Source organism: Vreelandella nigrificans (assembly GCF_002374315.1).
GTDB lineage: Bacteria > Pseudomonadota > Gammaproteobacteria > Pseudomonadales > Halomonadaceae > Vreelandella > Vreelandella nigrificans.
This window is the reverse complement of record NZ_NWUX01000003.1, coordinates 241,680-259,653: the sequence shown is the minus strand read 5'-3', so window position 1 is coordinate 259,653 and position 17,974 is coordinate 241,680. Positions and strand designations below refer to the sequence as shown.

General features: G+C 54.7%; 26 protein-coding genes. 25 read left to right on the top strand and 1 reads right to left on the bottom strand.

Annotated elements, in window-relative coordinates:
- Positions 1-3: 3 nt before the first annotated feature.
- The 3 genes from rpoC to rpsG all read left to right on the top strand — a co-directional run bounded on the left by rpoC (position 4) and on the right by rpsG (position 5,417).
- Complete coding sequence (gene rpoC, locus CPA45_RS06605) at positions 4-4,218, top strand: DNA-directed RNA polymerase subunit beta' (RefSeq protein WP_096650783.1); 4,215 nt, start codon at positions 4-6, stop codon at positions 4,216-4,218.
- 212 nt (positions 4,219-4,430) lie between these two features.
- On the top strand, positions 4,431-4,805 hold the full coding sequence (rpsL, locus tag CPA45_RS06600; protein ID WP_009098973.1) for a 30S ribosomal protein S12: 375 nt from the start codon (positions 4,431-4,433) through the stop codon (positions 4,803-4,805).
- A 141-nt stretch (positions 4,806-4,946) separates the two neighbouring features.
- Positions 4,947-5,417 (top strand): 30S ribosomal protein S7, encoded by a 471-nt coding sequence (gene rpsG, locus CPA45_RS06595; protein ID WP_078089843.1) that lies wholly within the window; start codon positions 4,947-4,949, stop codon positions 5,415-5,417.
- Here rpsG and CPA45_RS23260 read toward each other — a convergent pair.
- A complete protein-coding gene (locus CPA45_RS23260) occupies positions 5,350-5,592 on the bottom strand; it encodes a pentapeptide repeat-containing protein (protein WP_133066776.1) in 243 nt (80 codons plus the stop codon). The genes rpsG and CPA45_RS23260 overlap by 68 nt on opposite strands.
- A gap of 99 nt (positions 5,593-5,691) precedes the next feature.
- On the opposite strand from CPA45_RS23260, the gene fusA reads away from it, so the two are divergent.
- The 22 genes from fusA to rpmD all read left to right on the top strand — a co-directional run bounded on the left by fusA (position 5,692) and on the right by rpmD (position 17,971).
- Positions 5,692-7,815, top strand: a complete 2,124-nt coding sequence (gene fusA / locus CPA45_RS06590) for an elongation factor G (RefSeq protein WP_096650782.1) — start codon at positions 5,692-5,694, stop codon at positions 7,813-7,815.
- Between the two features lie 29 nt (positions 7,816-7,844).
- Entirely contained in the window at positions 7,845-9,038 is a 1,194-nt protein-coding gene (gene tuf / locus CPA45_RS06585; RefSeq protein WP_096650781.1) for an elongation factor Tu, read from the top strand.
- A 159-nt stretch (positions 9,039-9,197) separates the two neighbouring features.
- On the top strand, positions 9,198-9,509 hold the full coding sequence (gene rpsJ / locus CPA45_RS06580) for a 30S ribosomal protein S10 (RefSeq protein WP_009098983.1): 312 nt from the start codon (positions 9,198-9,200) through the stop codon (positions 9,507-9,509).
- Positions 9,510-9,661: 152 nt separating this feature from the next.
- Positions 9,662-10,300, top strand: coding sequence for a 50S ribosomal protein L3 (gene rplC / locus CPA45_RS06575; RefSeq protein WP_096650780.1), 639 nt, complete (start codon positions 9,662-9,664; stop codon positions 10,298-10,300).
- Positions 10,301-10,315: 15 nt separating this feature from the next.
- Positions 10,316-10,921, top strand: coding sequence for a 50S ribosomal protein L4 (gene rplD, locus CPA45_RS06570; protein WP_096650779.1), 606 nt, complete (start codon positions 10,316-10,318; stop codon positions 10,919-10,921).
- Entirely contained in the window at positions 10,918-11,214 is a 297-nt protein-coding gene (gene rplW, locus CPA45_RS06565) for a 50S ribosomal protein L23 (RefSeq protein WP_078089848.1), read from the top strand. Before rplD ends, rplW begins: the two co-directional genes overlap by 4 nt.
- A 17-nt stretch (positions 11,215-11,231) precedes the next feature.
- On the top strand, positions 11,232-12,062 hold the full coding sequence (gene rplB, locus CPA45_RS06560) for a 50S ribosomal protein L2 (RefSeq protein ID WP_078089849.1): 831 nt from the start codon (positions 11,232-11,234) through the stop codon (positions 12,060-12,062).
- Positions 12,063-12,095: 33 nt separating this feature from the next.
- Positions 12,096-12,371 carry a 30S ribosomal protein S19 gene (rpsS, locus tag CPA45_RS06555; RefSeq protein ID WP_009098993.1) on the top strand — a complete coding sequence of 92 codons (276 nt, stop codon included), beginning with the start codon at positions 12,096-12,098 and terminating at the stop codon, positions 12,369-12,371.
- A gap of 18 nt (positions 12,372-12,389) precedes the next feature.
- Positions 12,390-12,722, top strand: a complete 333-nt coding sequence (gene rplV / locus CPA45_RS06550; RefSeq protein WP_010626471.1) for a 50S ribosomal protein L22 — start codon at positions 12,390-12,392, stop codon at positions 12,720-12,722.
- A gap of 11 nt (positions 12,723-12,733) precedes the next feature.
- On the top strand, positions 12,734-13,438 hold the full coding sequence (gene rpsC / locus CPA45_RS06545; RefSeq protein ID WP_018917731.1) for a 30S ribosomal protein S3: 705 nt from the start codon (positions 12,734-12,736) through the stop codon (positions 13,436-13,438).
- 15 nt (positions 13,439-13,453) lie between these two features.
- Positions 13,454-13,867, top strand: coding sequence for a 50S ribosomal protein L16 (rplP, locus tag CPA45_RS06540; RefSeq protein ID WP_007112000.1), 414 nt, complete (start codon positions 13,454-13,456; stop codon positions 13,865-13,867).
- Positions 13,867-14,058, top strand: a complete 192-nt coding sequence (gene rpmC / locus CPA45_RS06535; RefSeq protein WP_009098999.1) for a 50S ribosomal protein L29 — start codon at positions 13,867-13,869, stop codon at positions 14,056-14,058. The genes rplP and rpmC overlap by 1 nt, the downstream gene beginning before the upstream one ends.
- 1 nt (position 14,059) lies before the next feature.
- A complete protein-coding gene (gene rpsQ / locus CPA45_RS06530; RefSeq protein WP_009099001.1) occupies positions 14,060-14,320 on the top strand; it encodes a 30S ribosomal protein S17 in 261 nt (86 codons plus the stop codon).
- A 50-nt stretch (positions 14,321-14,370) separates the two neighbouring features.
- Positions 14,371-14,742: a 50S ribosomal protein L14 gene (rplN, locus tag CPA45_RS06525; protein WP_009723896.1), complete on the top strand. Its 372-nt coding sequence runs from the start codon at positions 14,371-14,373 to the stop codon at positions 14,740-14,742.
- A 14-nt stretch (positions 14,743-14,756) separates the two neighbouring features.
- Positions 14,757-15,071 carry a 50S ribosomal protein L24 gene (gene rplX / locus CPA45_RS06520; protein WP_009723895.1) on the top strand — a complete coding sequence of 105 codons (315 nt, stop codon included), beginning with the start codon at positions 14,757-14,759 and terminating at the stop codon, positions 15,069-15,071.
- Positions 15,072-15,089: 18 nt separating this feature from the next.
- Positions 15,090-15,629 carry a 50S ribosomal protein L5 gene (gene rplE / locus CPA45_RS06515; RefSeq protein ID WP_096650778.1) on the top strand — a complete coding sequence of 180 codons (540 nt, stop codon included), beginning with the start codon at positions 15,090-15,092 and terminating at the stop codon, positions 15,627-15,629.
- 10 nt (positions 15,630-15,639) lie between these two features.
- Positions 15,640-15,945 carry a 30S ribosomal protein S14 gene (gene rpsN, locus CPA45_RS06510; RefSeq protein ID WP_078089850.1) on the top strand — a complete coding sequence of 102 codons (306 nt, stop codon included), beginning with the start codon at positions 15,640-15,642 and terminating at the stop codon, positions 15,943-15,945.
- Positions 15,946-15,977: 32 nt separating this feature from the next.
- Positions 15,978-16,370 (top strand): 30S ribosomal protein S8, encoded by a 393-nt coding sequence (gene rpsH / locus CPA45_RS06505; RefSeq protein WP_078089851.1) that lies wholly within the window; start codon positions 15,978-15,980, stop codon positions 16,368-16,370.
- A gap of 9 nt (positions 16,371-16,379) precedes the next feature.
- Positions 16,380-16,910 carry a 50S ribosomal protein L6 gene (gene rplF / locus CPA45_RS06500; RefSeq protein ID WP_096650777.1) on the top strand — a complete coding sequence of 177 codons (531 nt, stop codon included), beginning with the start codon at positions 16,380-16,382 and terminating at the stop codon, positions 16,908-16,910.
- Positions 16,911-16,919: 9 nt separating this feature from the next.
- Entirely contained in the window at positions 16,920-17,270 is a 351-nt protein-coding gene (gene rplR / locus CPA45_RS06495; protein ID WP_008959159.1) for a 50S ribosomal protein L18, read from the top strand.
- Between the two features lie 11 nt (positions 17,271-17,281).
- Positions 17,282-17,782: a 30S ribosomal protein S5 gene (gene rpsE / locus CPA45_RS06490; protein WP_078089853.1), complete on the top strand. Its 501-nt coding sequence runs from the start codon at positions 17,282-17,284 to the stop codon at positions 17,780-17,782.
- A 6-nt stretch (positions 17,783-17,788) separates the two neighbouring features.
- Positions 17,789-17,971 (top strand): 50S ribosomal protein L30, encoded by a 183-nt coding sequence (gene rpmD, locus CPA45_RS06485; protein ID WP_009723888.1) that lies wholly within the window; start codon positions 17,789-17,791, stop codon positions 17,969-17,971.
- The last annotated feature ends 3 nt before the right edge of the window (positions 17,972-17,974 follow it).

Here is a 17,974-nt window from a genome sequence, read left to right as displayed (position 1 = left end):
CCCATGAAAGATTTGGTGAAAGTACTCAAATCGCAATCTCAGTCCGAAGAGTTTGACGCGATCAAGATTACCCTGGCGTCGCCGGACATGATTCGCTCCTGGTCTTTCGGCGAGGTGAAGAAGCCCGAGACCATCAACTACCGTACCTTTAAACCGGAACGGGATGGTCTGTTCTGTGCCAAGATCTTTGGCCCAGTGAAAGACTACGAGTGTTTGTGCGGCAAATATAAGCGCATGAAGCACCGCGGTATCATCTGTGAGAAGTGTGGCGTTGAAGTCACTAAAGCCGCCGTGCGCCGTGAGCGCATGGGGCATATTGAGCTGGCATCACCGGTTGCTCACATCTGGTTTCTGAAGTCACTGCCGTCGCGTATCGGCATGTTCCTCGATATGACCCTGCGTGATATCGAGCGCGTGCTGTACTTCGAAAGCTTTGTTGTTATCGACCCAGGCATGACCACGCTGGAGCGTGGTCAGTTGCTGAACGATGAGCAGTACTTTGAAGCCCTTGAAGAGTTTGGCGATGACTTTGATGCCCGCATGGGTGCCGAAGCCGTCCAAGAGCTACTCAAAGACATCGATCTGGAAGAAGAGATTAACCACCTGCGTGAAGAGATTCCGCAGACTAACTCTGAAACCAAGATCAAAAAACTCTCCAAGCGCTTGAAACTGCTTGAAGCGTTTTACCACTCCGGCAACGCGCCGGCGTGGATGGTCATGGAAGTGCTACCCGTGTTGCCGCCGGATCTGCGTCCGCTGGTACCGCTTGACGGTGGCCGTTTCGCGACCTCAGATCTTAACGACCTTTACCGTCGTGTGATCAACCGTAACAACCGTCTGAAGCGTCTGTTGGACCTCAATGCGCCGGATATTATCGTGCGTAACGAGAAGCGCATGCTTCAGGAAGCGGTGGATGCACTGCTGGATAACGGTCGTCGTGGCCGCGCCATCACGGGTTCTAACAAGCGCCCGCTGAAATCGCTCGCCGACATGATCAAAGGTAAGCAGGGTCGTTTCCGTCAGAACTTGTTGGGTAAGCGTGTCGACTACTCTGGCCGTTCGGTTATTACCGTTGGCCCGACGCTGCGTCTACACCAGTGTGGTCTGCCGAAGAAAATGGCGCTTGAGCTGTTCAAGCCGTTTATCTACTCCAAGCTGCAGTCGCTGGGCCATGCGTCCACGATTAAAGCTGCCAAGAAAATGGTTGAGCGTGAGCTGCCTGAGGTGTGGGACATCCTTGCTGATGTTATCCGCGAACACCCGGTACTGCTGAACCGTGCGCCTACGCTGCACCGTTTGGGCATCCAGGCGTTTGAGCCGCTGTTGATCGAAGGTAAAGCGATCCAGCTGCACCCGCTGGTATGTGCCGCCTACAACGCCGACTTCGACGGTGACCAGATGGCGGTACACGTACCGCTGACGCTGGAAGCCCAGCTCGAAGCCCGTGCGCTGATGATGGCCACCAACAACGTGCTATCACCTGCTAACGGCGAGCCGATCATCGTACCGTCCCAAGACGTTGTTCTGGGTCTGTACTACATGACTCGCGAAAAGATTAATGCCAAGGGTGAAGGCATGGTGTTCTCGGACCTCAACGAGGTAGAGCGCGCCTTTGGTACTCAGTCGGTATCGCTGCACGCCCGGGTTAAAGTGCGCCTAGACGAAATCGATATTGAAGAAGAGACTGGCGAGCGTAGTTTCCATCGTCGCATCTACGATACGACGGTTGGCCGCGCGATGCTGTTCCGCATCCTGCCGGAAGGCGTACCGTTCGCGCTGATCGATCAGCCGATGAAGAAGAAGGCGATCTCCAGTCTGATCAATGAAGTCTATCGTCGTGCTGGTCTTAAGCCGACTGTTATCTTCGCTGACCAGCTGATGTATACCGGCTTCCGTCTTGCGACCTGGTCCGGTGCCTCTATCGGTGTAAATGACTTCGTTATCCCTGAAGCGAAAACGGCTATCGTTGACGCGGCAGAAGCTGAAGTTAAAGAGATCGAAGACCAGTTCTCTTCTGGCCTGGTAACTGCAGGTGAGAAGTACAACAAGGTTATCGATATCTGGTCCAAGGCCAACGATAAAGTCGCCAAGGCGATGATGGTAGGTATCTCGAAAGAGACGGTAATTGACCGTGAGGGCAACGAAGTTGAGCAAGACTCGTTCAACAGCGTTTTCATCATGGCCGACTCCGGTGCCCGTGGTTCTGCCGCTCAGATTCGTCAGCTAGCCGGTATGCGTGGCTTGATGGCCAAGCCGGATGGCTCGATCATCGAAACGCCCATCGTCGCCAACTTCCGTGAAGGTCTGAACGTACTTCAGTACTTCATCTCGACCCACGGCGCACGTAAAGGTCTTGCGGATACGGCACTGAAAACAGCCAACTCCGGTTACCTGACGCGTCGTCTGGTAGATGTGGCGCAAGACTTGGTTATCACCGAGACGGATTGTGGCACCGAAAACGGCCTGACGCTGCACCCGATCATTGAAGGTGGCGACATCATCGTACCGCTGTCTCAGCGCGTATTGGGTCGCGTTGTTGCGCAGGATGTGGTTGATCCAGGCACTGAAGAAGTGCTGATTCCGCGTAACACGTTGCTGGATGAGAAGTGGTGTGCCGAGCTCGACACTATGGGTGTGGACGAGATTATCGTTCGCTCTACCATCACCTGTGATACCGCTCACGGCGTATGTGCTTCTTGTTACGGTCGTGATCTGGCTCGTGGTCATCAGGTCAACATCGGTGAGTCTGTCGGGGTTATTGCCGCGCAGTCGATCGGTGAGCCGGGTACCCAGCTGACCATGCGTACCTTCCACATCGGTGGTGCGGCATCGCGTTCATCTGCAGTGGATAGCGTACAGGTGAAGCACGGCGGCAAGGTTCGTCTGCACAACATCAAGCACGTAGAGCGTGCCGATGGCAAACTGGTGGTGGTTTCTCGCTCCAGTGCCTTGGCAGTAGCCGATGATCATGGCCGTGAGCGTGAGTACTATAAGCTCCCTTATGGTGCTGAGCTCTCTGTTCGCGATGGTGACGTCGTGGATGCGGGTGCGGTTGTGGCGAAGTGGGATCCACACACCCATCCGATCATTGCTGAAGTAGAAGGTAAGGCGCAGTTCATCGATCTTGACGAAGGTGTCACCATGCACCGCAGCGTCGACGAGATGACTGGCTTGTCCTCTATTGAAGTGATCGAATCTGCAGCACGCCCGATGGCTGGCCGCGATAAGCGCCCCATGGTAATGCTGCAAGATGCTGCTGGTGAATACGTATCGGTATCTGGCTCGAATACGCCCGTACAGTACCTGCTGCCGGGTAACTCCATTATTTCCGTCGACGATGGGTCTACCATCGGTGTTGGTGAAGTAGTGGCGCGTATTCCGGTTGAGGCCTCGGCTAACAAAGATATTACCGGTGGTCTGCCACGGGTTGCTGACTTGTTCGAAGCGCGTAAGCCGAAAGAGTCCTCTATCCTGGCGGAAATCAGTGGTGTAGTGAGCTTTGGTAAAGAGACTAAGGGTAAGCGTCGTTTGACGATTACTCCGGAGTCTGGCGATCCGTTCGAAGCGCTAATCCCGAAATGGCGTCAAATTGCCGTGTTCGAGGGTGAAGCAGTGGAGAAGGGGGAGGTTATCTCTGATGGCCCCAGCAACCCCCATGACATCTTGCGCCTATTGGGCGTAGCGGAGCTAGCCAAGTACATCACCGCCGAAGTGCAGGACGTTTATCGTCTGCAGGGCGTAGGCATCAACGATAAGCACATCGAAGTTATTGTGCGTCAGATGTTGCGCAAGGTAGAGATCACTGACTCTGGTGACTCCGACTTCATCACTGGCGATCAGGCAGAGCTTGTGCGTGTACTTGAGCAGAACGCACGGCTTGAGAAAGAAGGCAAATTCCCAGCCAAGTATCAACGCTTACTGCTGGGTATTACCAAGGCCAGCTTGGCCACTGAGTCGTTCATTTCAGCGGCATCGTTCCAGGAAACGACCCGCGTACTGACCGAAGCGGCAGTGACCGGCAAGCGCGATTACCTGCGCGGCCTGAAAGAAAACGTGGTGGTTGGACGTCTGATTCCGGCAGGTACCGGTCTGACTCACCACGCAGAGCGTCGTCGCAAGCGCGAAGACGTAGAGCGTCTGTTCAATCCCTCGGCGACCGAGGTAGAGCAGGAGCTTGGTGCTCAGTTGACCGCCCTGGACTCAGACGACGATCTGTAACCAGCGGTAGGCAGCGAGCAACAACGAGTGGCTGGCCCTTATGGCACAGTCTTGCTGGTTAAACCGCCAGCAAGACTTGACGTCACCTAGGGTCAGCCTTTAGAATGCGCAGCCTTTAACAGTGGGGTGGGTGCGCCCGCATCCGCTGCCCGTATTTGTTGAAAAGGCTACTTGTTGGAAGACAAGGCAACCATTGGAGTCAGCTAAACACCATGGCAACGATTAATCAGCTAGTGCGCAAGCCGCGCAAGCGCCCCGTCACTAAGAGTGACGTGCCTGCGCTTCAGGCGTGCCCGCAAAAGCGCGGCGTATGTACGCGCGTTTACACCACCACCCCTAAGAAGCCGAACTCGGCCCTGCGTAAGGTTTGCCGTGTGCGCCTTACCAACGGTTTCGAAGTGTCTTCTTACATCGGTGGTGAAGGTCACAACCTGCAAGAGCACTCTGTTGTTCTGATTCGCGGCGGTCGTGTAAAGGATTTGCCAGGTGTGCGTTATCACACCGTTCGTGGCGCCCTTGACACCTCTGGCGTTCAGAACCGTAAGCAGGGTCGTTCTAAGTACGGTACCAAGCGTCCGAAGTCCTAAGGCGTCTTGTTGCAGCGTCTTAAGACGCTGGCGTTGTTACCTTAATACGAATATGACGGTCTGATAAGAGTAAGGTCGGGCGGCGCTATTAGCGCAACTGGTCCCGGGTTTACCTGAAGGATCCTTAATTGAGGGCTTATCATGCCTAGAAGAAGAGTTGTAGCTAAACGCGAAATCCTGCCGGATCCTAAGTTCGGAAGTGAGCGTCTGGCGAAGTTCATGAACCACCTGATGGTCAGCGGCAAGAAGTCCATAGCTGAGCGTATCGTCTACGGTGCGTTGGACAAGGTTGCCGAGCGTAGTAAAGAAGATCCGCTGGAGACTTTCGACAAAGCGCTGGAAGCCATCCAGCCTATGGTCGAAGTGAAGTCGCGCCGCGTTGGTGGTGCGACCTATCAGGTGCCGGTTGAAGTTCGTCCGTCTCGTCGCCAAGCGCTGGCAATGCGTTGGTTGGTGGACGCAGCGCGTCGTCGCGGTGAAAAAACCATGGTGCAGCGTCTGGCTGGTGAAATGCTGGATGCCGCAGAAGGTAAAGGTTCTGCTGTTAAGAAGCGCGAAGACGTGCATCGCATGGCAGAAGCCAACAAGGCCTTCTCGCACTACCGTTTCTAAGATCGACGTTTCTAAAAGCGGCGTTTCTAAGATCGACGTTTTTGAGTACGGCGTTTTTAAGTACGGCTTTATGGTTTTTATATGCACGTTGTTCAGCATGGCGAAGTGTTTGCTGAGACGCGTTGTTGCAACACGTATTTGTAATACTTAACGTATTCGCAATGCTTGGTTGCAATACCTAGCCGCTATCCTTTGTGGGTGGCGGCGGTCGCATAAGCCTCGCCTGCATGCGCCGCTAAATTAACGAGCATCGCCAACAAACGGGAGTTACACCGTGGCACGCAAGACTCCACTTAAGCGTTATCGCAATATCGGTATCGTCGCTCACGTTGACGCGGGTAAAACCACGACAACTGAACGCGTACTTTTCTATACCGGCCTATCCCATAAGTTGGGCGAAACCCATGAGGGTGCTTCGACAACAGACTGGATGGAGCAGGAGCAGGAGCGTGGTATTACAATCACCTCTGCTGCTGTTACCACCTTCTGGCAAGGTATGGACAAGCAGTTTGACGAGCACCGCATCAATATCATTGATACGCCTGGGCACGTTGACTTCACCATCGAAGTTGAGCGTTCTCTGCGTGTTCTTGATGGCGCGGTCGTTGTACTGTGTGGCTCTTCCGGCGTTCAGCCGCAGACCGAGACCGTTTGGCGTCAGGCTGATAAGTATGAAGTTCCGCGTATGGTGTTCGTCAATAAGATGGACCGTACCGGCGCTGACTTCTTTATGGTTGTTGAGCAGTTGAAAGAGCGCTTAGGCGCTAACGCTGTGCCGATCCAGATTAACTGGGGCACAGAGGAAGATTTCAAAGGCGTTATCGACCTGATCCAGATGAAGGCTATCCTGTGGGATGAGGCGAGTCTGGGTATGAATTTTGAACTCGTTGATATTCCGGCTGAGTTACAAGAAACAGCTGAGAAATATCGTGAGCAAATGGTTGAAGCGGCTGCCGAAGGCTCTGATGAGCTGATGGAGAAGTATCTCGAAGGTGGTGAGCTGACCGTCGAGGAAATCAAGGCTGGTCTGCGTGCGCGCACCTTGGCTAACGATATTGTTCTGGTCACCTGTGGTTCTGCGTTTAAGAACAAGGGTGTGCAGGCAGTATTGGATGGCGTTATTGAATACATGCCTTCGCCGACTGAAGTTAAGGCGATCGAGGGTGAGCTGGACGATAAAGACGGCACCATCGCTACTCGTGAGGCTGACGACAGCGCTCCGTTTGCGGCTCTGGCGTTTAAAATCGCCACCGACCCCTTCGTTGGTACGCTGACCTTTATTCGCGTCTATTCGGGCGTTCTAAAATCTGGTGACGGCGTGTATAACTCCGTTAAGCAGAAGAAAGAGCGTGTTGGTCGTATTGTTCAGATGCACGCCAACTCCCGCGAAGAGATCAAAGAAGTCTTGGCTGGCGACATTGCTGCCTGTATCGGTCTGAAGGATGTCACCACTGGTGATACCCTGTGCGATATCGACAACAAGATTGTTCTCGAGCGCATGGAATTCCCGGATCCGGTTATCTCTGTTGCGGTTGAGCCGAAGTCTAAAGCTGACCAGGAGAAAATGGGTGTTGCACTGGGTAAGCTTGCCCAGGAAGATCCCTCCTTCCAGGTTAAGACCGACGAAGAAACCGGCCAGACCATTATCTCTGGTATGGGTGAGCTTCACTTGGATATCATCGTTGACCGTATGCGTCGCGAGTTCAAGGTTGAAGCTAATATCGGTAAGCCGCAGGTTGCCTATCGCGAAACTATTCGCGGCAAGGTCGAGCAAGAAGGCAAGTTCGTACGTCAGTCTGGTGGTCGTGGTCAGTATGGTCACGTCTGGCTGCGTATTGAGCCGCTAACTGCAGAAGAGAAGGGTGAAGGCGAAGGAGAGATCTTCTTCAAATTCAACTCTGAAATCGTAGGTGGCACGGTTCCTAAGGAATACGTACCTGCGGTTGAGAAGGGTGCTTTTGAGCAGCTGAAAAACGGTGTCATTGCGGGCTACCCGATGATCGACGTTAAAGTGACGCTGTTTGATGGCTCCTTCCACGACGTGGACTCCAACGAGACTGCGTTTAAGATTGCTTCTTCTATGGCAGTTAAAGAAGGTGCCAGGAAGGCCAAGGCCGTGCTGCTGGAGCCGGTGATGAAGGTCGAAGTCGTGACCCCCGAAGACTTTATGGGTGACGTCATGGGCGACCTGAACCGTCGTCGCGGCTTGGTGCAGGGCATGGATGACTCCTCTTCTGGTAAAGTCATTCGTGCAACGGTGCCACTGGGTGAGATGTTCGGTTACGCAACCGATCTGCGCTCACAAACCCAGGGCCGTGCGAGCTACTCTATGGAGTTCGCGAAGTACGAGGAGGCGCCCTCCAGCGTCGTTGAAGCCGTCATCAATCAAAACGGTTAACCGTTAGCTAACGTAAAGAGGTTATAGCAGTGGCTAAGGAAAAATTCGAACGTTCCAAACCGCACGTCAACGTCGGCACCATCGGTCACGTCGACCACGGTAAAACGACTCTGACAGCGGCTCTGACCCGTGTGTCTGCTGAGGTTTTCGGCGGTGACTGGCGTGCATTTGATACCATCGATAACGCTCCTGAAGAGCGTGAGCGCGGTATCACTATCGCTACATCTCACGTTGAGTACCAGTCAGAAGAGCGTCACTACGCGCACGTTGACTGCCCGGGGCACGCTGACTACGTCAAGAACATGATCACCGGTGCTGCGCAGATGGACGGCGCGATCCTGGTATGTTCTGCCGCTGACGGCCCTATGCCGCAGACTCGCGAGCACATCCTGCTGTCTCGTCAGGTTGGCGTACCGTACATCGTTGTGTTCCTGAACAAAGCGGACATGGTCGATGACGAAGAGCTGCTTGAGCTGGTCGAAATGGAAGTTCGCGAACTCCTCGACGAGTACGACTTCCCGGGTGACGACACTCCGATCATCATCGGTTCTGCGCTGATGGCTCTGAACGGCGAAGATGAGAACGGCATGGGTACTACCGCCGTTACTAATCTGATCAAGGCTCTGGATGAGTACATTCCTGAGCCGGAGCGTGCTATCGACCAGCCGTTCCTGATGCCGATCGAAGACGTATTCTCTATCTCTGGCCGTGGTACTGTTGTTACCGGTCGTGTAGAGCGCGGTATCGTTAAAGCTGGTGAAGAAGTGGAAATCGTGGGTATCCGCGACACCACTAAGACCATCGTTACTGGTGTTGAAATGTTCCGTAAGCTGCTCGACGAAGGTCGTGCAGGTGAGAACGTTGGCGCCCTGTTGCGTGGTACTAAGCGTGATGACGTTGAGCGTGGCCAGGTTCTGGCCAAGCCGGGTTCTATCAACCCGCACACCGTTTTCGAAGCTGAAGTATACGTACTGTCCAAAGAAGAGGGTGGTCGTCACACGCCTTTCTTCAAGGGCTACCGTCCTCAGTTCTACTTCCGTACCACTGACGTAACTGGTACTTGTGAACTGCCGGAAGGTGTTGAAATGGTAATGCCGGGTGATAACGTTAAGTTGGTTGTTACTCTGATCGCTCCGATCGCTATGGACGACGGTCTGCGCTTCGCAATTCGCGAAGGTGGTCGTACCGTTGGTGCTGGCGTTGTGGCCAAGATCGTTAAGTAAGCTGTTTACTTGACTGATCAAGGGGGCTCTTGCGAGCCCCCTTTTCTGCGCACCATCAGCAAATGTTTGACATGGGCTGATGGCGTGCCTATAATGCGCATCCTTTGAATGCGTGGGTAGATGGCTCGCGCCATCGACATCCATTGGAGTTTAGGGCAAATGCAGAACCAAAAGATTCGCATTCGGTTGAAAGCGTTCGACCATCGCCTGATCGATCAGTCCACAGCGGAGATCGTTGAAACCGCTAAGCGTACTGGTGCTCAGGTTCGTGGGCCGATTCCGCTGCCGACCAACCGCGAGCGCTATACCATTCTGATTTCACCGCACGTCAACAAAGATGCGCGCGATCAGTATGAGATTCGTACTCACAAGCGTGTGCTCGACATTGTTGAGCCGACTGAAAAAACTGTTGATGCGCTGATGAAGCTCGATCTCGCCGCTGGCGTAGACGTGCAAATCAAGCTCGACTAATTACACTAGTCACTTTGCGGCCCAGCGCTCATTAATTTTTTAGAGTGAGCAGCAGCCGCCGCGCCGTGAGGCGCCACACAATGTGCTAGTGGAATGCTCTGGAAAGGGCAGCCATAGCGGGTGATAGCCCCGTACACTATAGGAGACTGAGTATGACTATCGGTTTAGTCGGTAAAAAGGCCGGGATGACCCGCGTCTTTACCGAAGATGGCGCTTCTGTGCCCGTGACCGTTATTGAAGTTGATCCTAACCGTGTAACGCGCGTTAAGACTCTTGAGTCTGACGGTTACGCAGCGGTTCAGGTCACCACAGGTTCTCGTAAAGCCAAACACCTCACCAAAGCGCAAGCTGGTCAGTTTGCCAAGGCGGGTGTTGAGGCTGGTCGTTCACTAATGGAATTCCGTCTTTCAGAAGGCGAAGAAGCTCCAGAAGTGGGTGGCGAACTCACCGTATCCCTCTTCGAAGCTGGTCAAATAATCGACGTGACCGGCACCTCTAAGGGTAAAGGCTTCCAGGGTGCTGTTAAGCGCTGGAATTTCCGTACCCAAGACAACACGCATGGTAACTCCCTGTCGCATCGTGCGCCGGGTTCTATCGGCATGTGTCAGACCCCGGGTCGTGTATTTAAAGGCAAAAAAATGGCCGGTCAAATGGGTAATGCCCGTTGCACCGTACAGAGCCTTGAGATCGTCCGTGTCGACGCCGAGCGTAACCTGCTGCTGATCAAAGGTGCTGTTCCGGGCGCTCCCGGTAGTGACGTTATCGTTCGCAGCGCCGTGAAAGCTGGCTGAAGGGGATAATTACCAATGAATCTGAATCTTGCTGCAGGCGCGGGTACCGTTGAAGTAGCCGACGCCACTTTTGGCAAAGAATTCAACGAAGCGCTGGTCCATCAGGTTGTCACCGCCTATCTGGCTGGTGGTCGCCAAGGCACTCGCGCTCAAAAGAGCCGTTCCGACGTGCGCGGTGGTGGTAAGAAACCGTGGCGTCAGAAGGGTACCGGTCGTGCACGTGCTGGTACTATCCGCTCTCCGTTATGGCGCAGCGGCGGCGTAACTTTTGCAGCGCGTCCTCAGGACCACTCGCAAAAAGTTAACCGCAAAATGTACCGTTCGGCGATGCGTTCCATCCTGTCTGAGCTGGTACGTCAAGAGCGTCTGATCGCGATTGAAGAGTTCAGCGTTGAAGCGCCGAAGACCAAGCAGGTAGCTGCCAAGCTGAAAGAGCTCAACCTTGAAAAAGTGTTGATTGTCACTGAAGAAGTTGACGAAAAGCTCTATCTGGCCGCACGCAACCTTCCCCACGTTGATGTGGTGGATGTCGCGGCAGCTGATCCGGTAAGCCTGGTAGCCTTTGATAAGGTCCTGGTTACCGTCTCCGCCCTGCGTAAATTCGAGGAGAAGCTGGCATGAACCAGGAACGCGTATTCAAGGTTCTGCTTGGACCGCACGTGACCGAAAAGGCCGCGATGGCTGCTGAGCGCAACCAGTACGTTTTCAAGGTGGCAAGCGATGCTACCAAGCCCGAGATCAAGAAAGCCGTTGAAGCACTATTCGGCAAGAAGGTCGGCAGTGTTCAAGTATTGAACATGAAGGGTAAAACAAAGCGTACTGCTCACGGCGTTGGCCTGCGTAAGGGTTATCGCAAAGCGTATGTGACCCTGGCTGCGGGTGAAACGCTCGAAGACTTCTCTGGCGCCGAATAAGGGCAGGAGTACGGATAATGGCAATCGTCAAGACCAAACCCACATCCGCCGGTCGTCGCCACGTCGTCAAGATCGTTGGTGAGGAACTGTACAAGGGCCGTGCTTATGCACCGCTTTTGGAAAAGCAGTCCAAGTCCGGTGGCCGTAATAACAACGGTCGCATCACCACCCGTCACGTGGGCGGTGGTCACCGTCACCACTATCGGTTGATCGACTTCAAACGCACCAAAGATGGCATTCCTGCCACTGTTGAGCGTCTGGAGCACGACCCGAACCGCAGTGCGCACATTGCGCTGCTGAAATACGCTGATGGCGAGCGTCGTTACATCATTGCACCGAAAGGTGTCAGCGCGGGTGACGTGCTGGAATCTGGTGTTAACGCGCCCATCAAGAAAGGCAATGCCTTGCCGCTGCGCAATATTCCGCTTGGTTCTACCGTTCACGGTATCGAACTGAAGCCGGGTAAAGGCGCGCAGATTGCTCGCAGTGCCGGTACTAGCGCCCAGTTGGTCGCTCGTGATGGTAACTACGCCACTTTACGTCTTCGCTCTGGTGAAATGCGTAAAGTCCTGGCTGAGTGCCGCGCGACCTTGGGTGAAGTGAGCAACTCCGAGCACAGCCTGCGTCAACTTGGCAAGGCCGGTGCGAAGCGCTGGAGAGGCGTGCGTCCGACTGTTCGCGGTGTCGCGATGAACCCGGTGGATCACCCGCACGGTGGTGGCGAAGGCCGCACCAGTGGTGGCCGTCACCCGGTATCCCCATGGGGTGTGCCGACTAAGGGTCACAAGACGCGTAAGAATAAGCGCACCGACAAGCTGATCATTCGTCGTCGTAATAAGACGCGTTGATCTAAATTGCCAAGACATTAAGGGGTAACGGCTGTGCCACGTTCACTAAAGAAAGGTCCCTTCATTGACCTTCATCTTTTGAAGAAGGTAGAGGCTGCAGTGGAGAAGAACGATCGCAAACCGATCAAGACTTGGTCGCGTCGTTCGATGATCCTGCCAAACATGGTAGGCCTCACAATCGCTGTCCATAACGGTCGCCAACACGTCCCGGTGCATGTCTCCGAGGAAATGGTTGGTCACAAGCTGGGCGAATTCGCTGCTACTCGCACTTATCGCGGGCATGCGGCGGACAAGAAAGCCAAACGGTAAGCCAGAGAGGATTGAGAGATGGAAGTCACAGCTAAGCTGCGTGGCGCTCGTTTATCCGCCCAGAAGGCCCGTTTGGTGGCTGACCAGGTGCGCGGTAAACCGGTCGCCGAGGCACTCGACCTGCTGACCTTCTCACCGAAGAAGGCTGCCAAGCTGGTTAAGAAAGTGCTGCAGTCCGCCATTGCAAACGCGGAAGAAAATAACGGCATGGATATTGACGAGCTGCGTGTCTCGACCATCTGCGTCGATGAGGGCATGACGCTCAAGCGTATCAAGCCGCGTGCCAAAGGGCGTGCGGATCGTATCTTGAAGCGCACCTGCCACATCACCGTCAAGGTAGCCGAGAAGTAGGAGTCGACCAGATGGGTCAGAAAGTCAATCCAACAGGCATTCGACTGGGCATCGTCAAAGACCATGCTTCTGTCTGGTATGCCGAGCGCGGCGCATATGCCGATAAGCTCAATAACGATCTCGAAGTGCGCAGTTTCCTGGAAGAGCGTCTGAAAAACGCCTCCGTGAGCCGCATTCACATCGAGCGTCCGGCGAACAATGCCCGCATCACCATCCACACTGCCCGTCCGGGTATTGTGATTGGTAAGAAAGGTGAAGATGTCGACCGTCTGCGTCGCGATCTCACCGAGATGATGGGTGTTCCCGTGCATGTGAACATTGAAGAAGTTCGCAAGCCGGAGCTGGATGCCAAGCTAGTCGCTGCTAACGTAGCGGGTCAGCTTGAGCGTCGCGTTATGTTCCGTCGTGCTATGAAGCGCGCGGTACAGAACGCAATGCGTCTTGGCGCTGGCGGCATCAAGATTCAGCTGTCAGGTCGTCTGGGTGGCGCCGAAATCGCACGTACCGAATGGTACCGCGAAGGTCGCGTTCCGCTGCACACTCTGCGTGCGGACATCGACTACGCCACTTACGAAGCTCACACCACCTACGGCGTCATCGGCGTCAAAGTGTGGATCTTCAAGGGCGAAATCCTCGGTGGTATCGAGGAAGTACGTGCCAAGGCTAAGCAACAACAGCCTGCCGGCAACGCGCCCAAGAAGAAAGGTTCCAGGTAAGGGGAGAGCGAGTCGATGTTACAGCCCAAGCGTATGAAATTCCGTAAGATGATGAAAGGCCGCAACCGTGGCCTGGCGCATCGCGGAAGCAAGATCAGCTTCGGGGAGTACGGTCTCAAAGCAACCGGTCGTGGCCGCATCACTGCGCGCCAGATCGAAGCAGGCCGTCGTGCGATCACACGTCACGTTAAGCGTGGCGGTAAGATCTGGATCCGCGTTTTCCCTGATAAGCCGATCTCCAAGAAACCGCTCGAAGTTCGTATGGGTAAGGGTAAAGGTTCAGTTGAGTACTGGGTAGCCCAGATCCAGCCGGGTCGGGTCCTGTATGAAATTGAAGGTGTATCCGAAGAGCTGGCCCGTGAAGCATTTGAACTGGCCGCCCAGAAGATGCCCCTGTCCACCACCTTTGCGAAACGGACGGTGATGTGATGAAAGCCCAGGAAATTCGTGAAAAGTCCGTAGGAGAGCTTCAAGAGCAACTCCTCGAGCTCCTCCGCGAGCAGTTCAACCTGCGCATGCAGAAGGCCACTGGCCAACTGAGCCAGACTCATCTGCTCAAGCAGGTCCGTCGGGATATCGCCCGCGTGAAGACTATGCTCAACGAGAAGGCAGGTGATTGAGATGGCCGAAGAAAAGAAAGCACGTACGCTCACCGGCAAGGTGGTGAGCGACAAGATGGATAAATCCATCGTCGTTATGATCGAGCGCCGTGAGCGTCACCCGATCTACGGAAAATACGTTAAGCGCTCCACCAAGCTGCACGCCCATGATGAGGCGAACCAAGCTAAGGCAGGCGATACGGTTTCCATTCAGGAGTGCCGTCCGCTTTCCAAGAAGAAAGCTTGGACGCTGGTCGAGGTGGTTGAGCAGGCCAAAGGTTAACCCCTGCGTCTGTTCTACCAGTGCAGTCAGATTAGGTTTGGAGAAAACCGATGATTCAGACTCAGACAATGCTGGATGTCGCCGACAACAGCGGAGCGCGCCGGGTGCAATGCATCAAGGTGTTAGGCGGTTCACACCGTCGCTACGCCCGCGTTGGTGACGTCATTAAGGTAACGGTGAAGGAAGCTATTCCGCGCGGCAAGGTCAAAAAAGGCCAAGTGCTGAAAGCGGTAGTAGTTCGCACCCGTAGTGGCGTCCGTCGTAGTGACGGTTCGCTGATCCGTTTCGATGGAAATGCGGCAGTTTTGTTGAATAACACCAACGAACAGCCGATCGGCACGCGTATCTTCGGGCCGGTAACTCGTGAACTTCGTAATGAAAAGTTCATGAAGATCATTTCCCTAGCGCCTGAAGTGCTGTAAGGAGCGAGGCGGATATGCAAAAGATCAAACGTGACGATGAAGTCATCGTCATCGCCGGGAAGGATAAAGGCAAACGTGGCACCGTTAAGCGGGTATTAGAAAACCGCTTCGTGGTGTCCGGTGTGAATATGATTAAACGTCACACCAAGCCTAATCCCATGGCGGGTAATCAGGGCGGTATCGTCGAGCGTGAGGCTCCGATTCACGCGTCCAACGTAGCCATCTTCAATTCGGAGACCGGTAAGGCGGATCGCGTCGGCTTCCAAGTTAAGGAAGACGGTACCAAGGTACGTATCTACAAGTCGACGCAGACGCAGATCGACGCCTAACGCGAGTCGGGTAGCAAAATGGCGAACTTGAAAGAACGTTATCAAAACGAGGTTGTAGCTCAGCTTAAAGAGCAGTTTAGCTACGCCAACGTAATGCAGGTACCCCGGATCACGAAAGTGACCCTGAACATGGGTATCGGCGAAGCAGTCAACGATAAAAAGTTGATTGACAACGCCATCGGCGACCTGGAGAAGCTTTCCGGTCAGAAGCCGCTGGTGACCAAGGCACGCAAGTCCATCGCGGGCTTCAAGGTACGCGAAGGTTGGCCGATCGGTGTCAAAGTAACACTGCGCTCAGCGCGTATGTGGGACTTCCTGGACCGTCTGGTGAACATTGCGATTCCCCGCGTGCGTGACTTCCGTGGTCTTAACCCGAAGTCTTTTGACGGTCGCGGCAATTATTCAATGGGTGTGCGTGAGCAGATCATCTTCCCAGAGATCGAGTATGATAAAATCGATCGTATCCGGGGGCTGGACGTCACTATCACTACTACCGCCAACACCGACGAGGAAGGTCGTGCGCTATTAGCGGCACTGAACTTCCCGTTCAAGAAATAAGGGTTGGATCATGGCTAAGAAAAGTATGATAGAGCGTGAGCTTAAGCGTACACAATTGGTGGCGAAGTATGCCACCAAGCGCGCTGAGCTCAAGAAGATCATCTCAGACGTTAACACGACTGAAGAAGACCGCTTCGAGGCGACGCTGAAGCTGCAGCAACTGCCGCGCGACTCAAGTCCGGTGCGTCAGCGTAACCGCTGCCGCGTGACTGGCCGTCCGCACGGTTTTTACAACAAGTTCGGCCTCGGCCGTAACAAGCTGCGTGAAGCCGCCATGCGTGGCGACGTTCCTGGCCTTAAAAAGTCCAGCTGGTAACGCCACGTAGAATCATCAGGAGCGCACATTAAATGAGCATGCAAGACACTCTGGCGGATATGTTTACCCGTATCCGCAATGCGCAGATGGCCACCAAGGAGACGGCAACTATGCCGTCCTCCAAGCTGAAAGTTGAAGTGGCCCGAGTGCTAAAGGAAGAAGGCTACATTACCGACTTTACGGTGGCTGAAGGCGTTAAACCCGAGCTGACCGTTACTCTCAAGTACTTTGAGGGTAAGCCGGTTATTGAGCACATTCAGCGGGTTTCCAAGCCGTCTCTGCGTCGTTACATGGGCAAGGACAACCTGCCCAAGGTCGCCGATGGTCTGGGTATCGCGATTGTCACCACCTCTAATGGTGTCATGACCGATCGTGCCGCGCGCCAAGCAGGCGTCGGTGGCGAAGTCATCTGCACCGTATTCTAGGAGGCTGGAATGTCCCGCATAGCGAAATATCCGGTTAAAGTGCCTGCTGGTGTCGAGATCAAAATCGACGCTGGCCAGCTGACCGCCAAAGGCGGCCAGGGCACACTGTCTCTCGCCATTCACCAAGATGTGGTGATTGGTCAAGAAGATGGTCAGCTGACCTTCGCCCCGAGTGAGTCTGCCAAGAGCTGGGCAATGGCCGGTACTACCCGCGCCTTGGTTCAGAACCTGGTAACGGGCGTATCCGAGGGTTTCACAAAAACTCTCGAAATTGTAGGCGTCGGTTATCGTGCCCAAGCAAAGGGCCAGACGCTCAATCTTTCACTGGGCTTCTCGCACCCGGTCGACTATGAACTGCCTAAGGGTGTATCAGCGGAAACGCCGAAAAACACCGTGATCGTGCTGAAAAGCGCGGACAAGCAGATGCTCGGCCAGTGCGCCGCGGAAATCCGCGCCTTCCGTCCGCCTGAGCCGTACAAAGGCAAGGGTGTTCGGTACGCCGACGAGCAGGTGCGTCGCAAAGAAGCCAAGAAGAAGTAAGGCAGGGTTATGAACGCGAAGAAAGAATCTCGTCTCCGTCGTGCCCGCCGCGCTCGCGCCAAGATCCGCGAGCTGGGCGTGTATCGCCTGTGCGTCAACCGTACCCCGCGTCACATCTATGCGCAGATTATCTCGCCGGATGGTGGCAAAGTGTTGGCCAGCGCTTCCACGCTGGACAAAGCACTGCGCGAGGGTGCGACCGGTAACTCAGACGCGGCCTCTAAGGTCGGTGCTCTGATTGCTGAGCGCGCTAAAGAAGCAGGCATCACCCAGGTGGCCTTCGACCGTGCTGGCTTTAAGTATCACGGTCGCGTCAAGGCTCTGGCCGACGCCGCTCGTGAAGGCGGCCTGGAATTCTAAAGGGTTTTACGATGGCGAAGAACGAACAGCAAAGCGGTGATCTGCAAGAGAAGTTAGTGCAGGTTAACCGCGTCGCCAAGGTGGTCAAAGGTGGTCGTATTTTCGGCTTCACCGCGCTGACCGTCGTTGGTGATGGTAAAGGTCGTGTCGGTTTTGGTCGTGGCAAGGCGCGTGAAGTGCCTGTCGCGATTCAAAAAGCGATGGACCAAGCTCGTCGCAACATGGTCAAGGTGAACCTTGCTGGCCATACGCTGCAGTATCCGGTGAAAGCACGTCATGGTGCTTCTAAGGTCTACATGCAGCCGGCTTCCGAGGGTACCGGAATCATCGCTGGTGGTGCTATGCGCTCTGTACTAGAGCTTGCTGGTGTCCACGATGTACTGGCCAAGTGCTACGGTTCCACCAACCCGGTTAACGTGGTTCGAGCGACTGTTAAAGGTCTCTCTGCCATGCAAGCACCGGAAGACATCGCCGCTAAGCGCGGTCTGTCTGTCGAAGCGATCACGGGGTAAGGCACCATGGCAGCAACGATCAAGGTTACCCAGATCCGCAGCACCATCGGCGTTTTGCCCAAGCACAAGGCTACTATGAAAGGCCTGGGTCTGCGTCGCATCGGTCATACGGTTGAACTGGAAGACACCCCTGCCGTACGCGGCATGATCCACAAGGTAAATTACCTTGTGCGCGTTGAGGGAGAGTAATCC

What these genes read in the sequence shown, in the direction of transcription:
- rpoC (WP_096650783.1), top strand. Translation starts at nt 4, where the DNA reads ATGAAAGATTTGGTGAAAGTACTCAAATCGCAATCTCAGTCCGAAGAG.
- rpsL (WP_009098973.1), top strand. Translation starts at nt 4,431, where the DNA reads ATGGCAACGATTAATCAGCTAGTGCGCAAGCCGCGCAAGCGCCCCGTC.
- rpsG (WP_078089843.1), top strand. Translation starts at nt 4,947, where the DNA reads ATGCCTAGAAGAAGAGTTGTAGCTAAACGCGAAATCCTGCCGGATCCT.
- rpsJ (WP_009098983.1), top strand. Translation starts at nt 9,198, where the DNA reads ATGCAGAACCAAAAGATTCGCATTCGGTTGAAAGCGTTCGACCATCGC.
- rplC (WP_096650780.1), top strand. Translation starts at nt 9,662, where the DNA reads ATGACTATCGGTTTAGTCGGTAAAAAGGCCGGGATGACCCGCGTCTTT.
- rplD (WP_096650779.1), top strand. Translation starts at nt 10,316, where the DNA reads ATGAATCTGAATCTTGCTGCAGGCGCGGGTACCGTTGAAGTAGCCGAC.
- rplW (WP_078089848.1), top strand. Translation starts at nt 10,918, where the DNA reads ATGAACCAGGAACGCGTATTCAAGGTTCTGCTTGGACCGCACGTGACC.
- rplB (WP_078089849.1), top strand. Translation starts at nt 11,232, where the DNA reads ATGGCAATCGTCAAGACCAAACCCACATCCGCCGGTCGTCGCCACGTC.
- rplV (WP_010626471.1), top strand. Translation starts at nt 12,390, where the DNA reads ATGGAAGTCACAGCTAAGCTGCGTGGCGCTCGTTTATCCGCCCAGAAG.
- rpsC (WP_018917731.1), top strand. Translation starts at nt 12,734, where the DNA reads ATGGGTCAGAAAGTCAATCCAACAGGCATTCGACTGGGCATCGTCAAA.
- rplP (WP_007112000.1), top strand. Translation starts at nt 13,454, where the DNA reads ATGTTACAGCCCAAGCGTATGAAATTCCGTAAGATGATGAAAGGCCGC.
- rpmC (WP_009098999.1), top strand. Translation starts at nt 13,867, where the DNA reads ATGAAAGCCCAGGAAATTCGTGAAAAGTCCGTAGGAGAGCTTCAAGAG.
- rpsQ (WP_009099001.1), top strand. Translation starts at nt 14,060, where the DNA reads ATGGCCGAAGAAAAGAAAGCACGTACGCTCACCGGCAAGGTGGTGAGC.
- rplN (WP_009723896.1), top strand. Translation starts at nt 14,371, where the DNA reads ATGATTCAGACTCAGACAATGCTGGATGTCGCCGACAACAGCGGAGCG.
- rplX (WP_009723895.1), top strand. Translation starts at nt 14,757, where the DNA reads ATGCAAAAGATCAAACGTGACGATGAAGTCATCGTCATCGCCGGGAAG.
- rplE (WP_096650778.1), top strand. Translation starts at nt 15,090, where the DNA reads ATGGCGAACTTGAAAGAACGTTATCAAAACGAGGTTGTAGCTCAGCTT.
- rpsN (WP_078089850.1), top strand. Translation starts at nt 15,640, where the DNA reads ATGGCTAAGAAAAGTATGATAGAGCGTGAGCTTAAGCGTACACAATTG.
- rpsH (WP_078089851.1), top strand. Translation starts at nt 15,978, where the DNA reads ATGAGCATGCAAGACACTCTGGCGGATATGTTTACCCGTATCCGCAAT.
- rplF (WP_096650777.1), top strand. Translation starts at nt 16,380, where the DNA reads ATGTCCCGCATAGCGAAATATCCGGTTAAAGTGCCTGCTGGTGTCGAG.
- rplR (WP_008959159.1), top strand. Translation starts at nt 16,920, where the DNA reads ATGAACGCGAAGAAAGAATCTCGTCTCCGTCGTGCCCGCCGCGCTCGC.
- rpsE (WP_078089853.1), top strand. Translation starts at nt 17,282, where the DNA reads ATGGCGAAGAACGAACAGCAAAGCGGTGATCTGCAAGAGAAGTTAGTG.
- rpmD (WP_009723888.1), top strand. Translation starts at nt 17,789, where the DNA reads ATGGCAGCAACGATCAAGGTTACCCAGATCCGCAGCACCATCGGCGTT.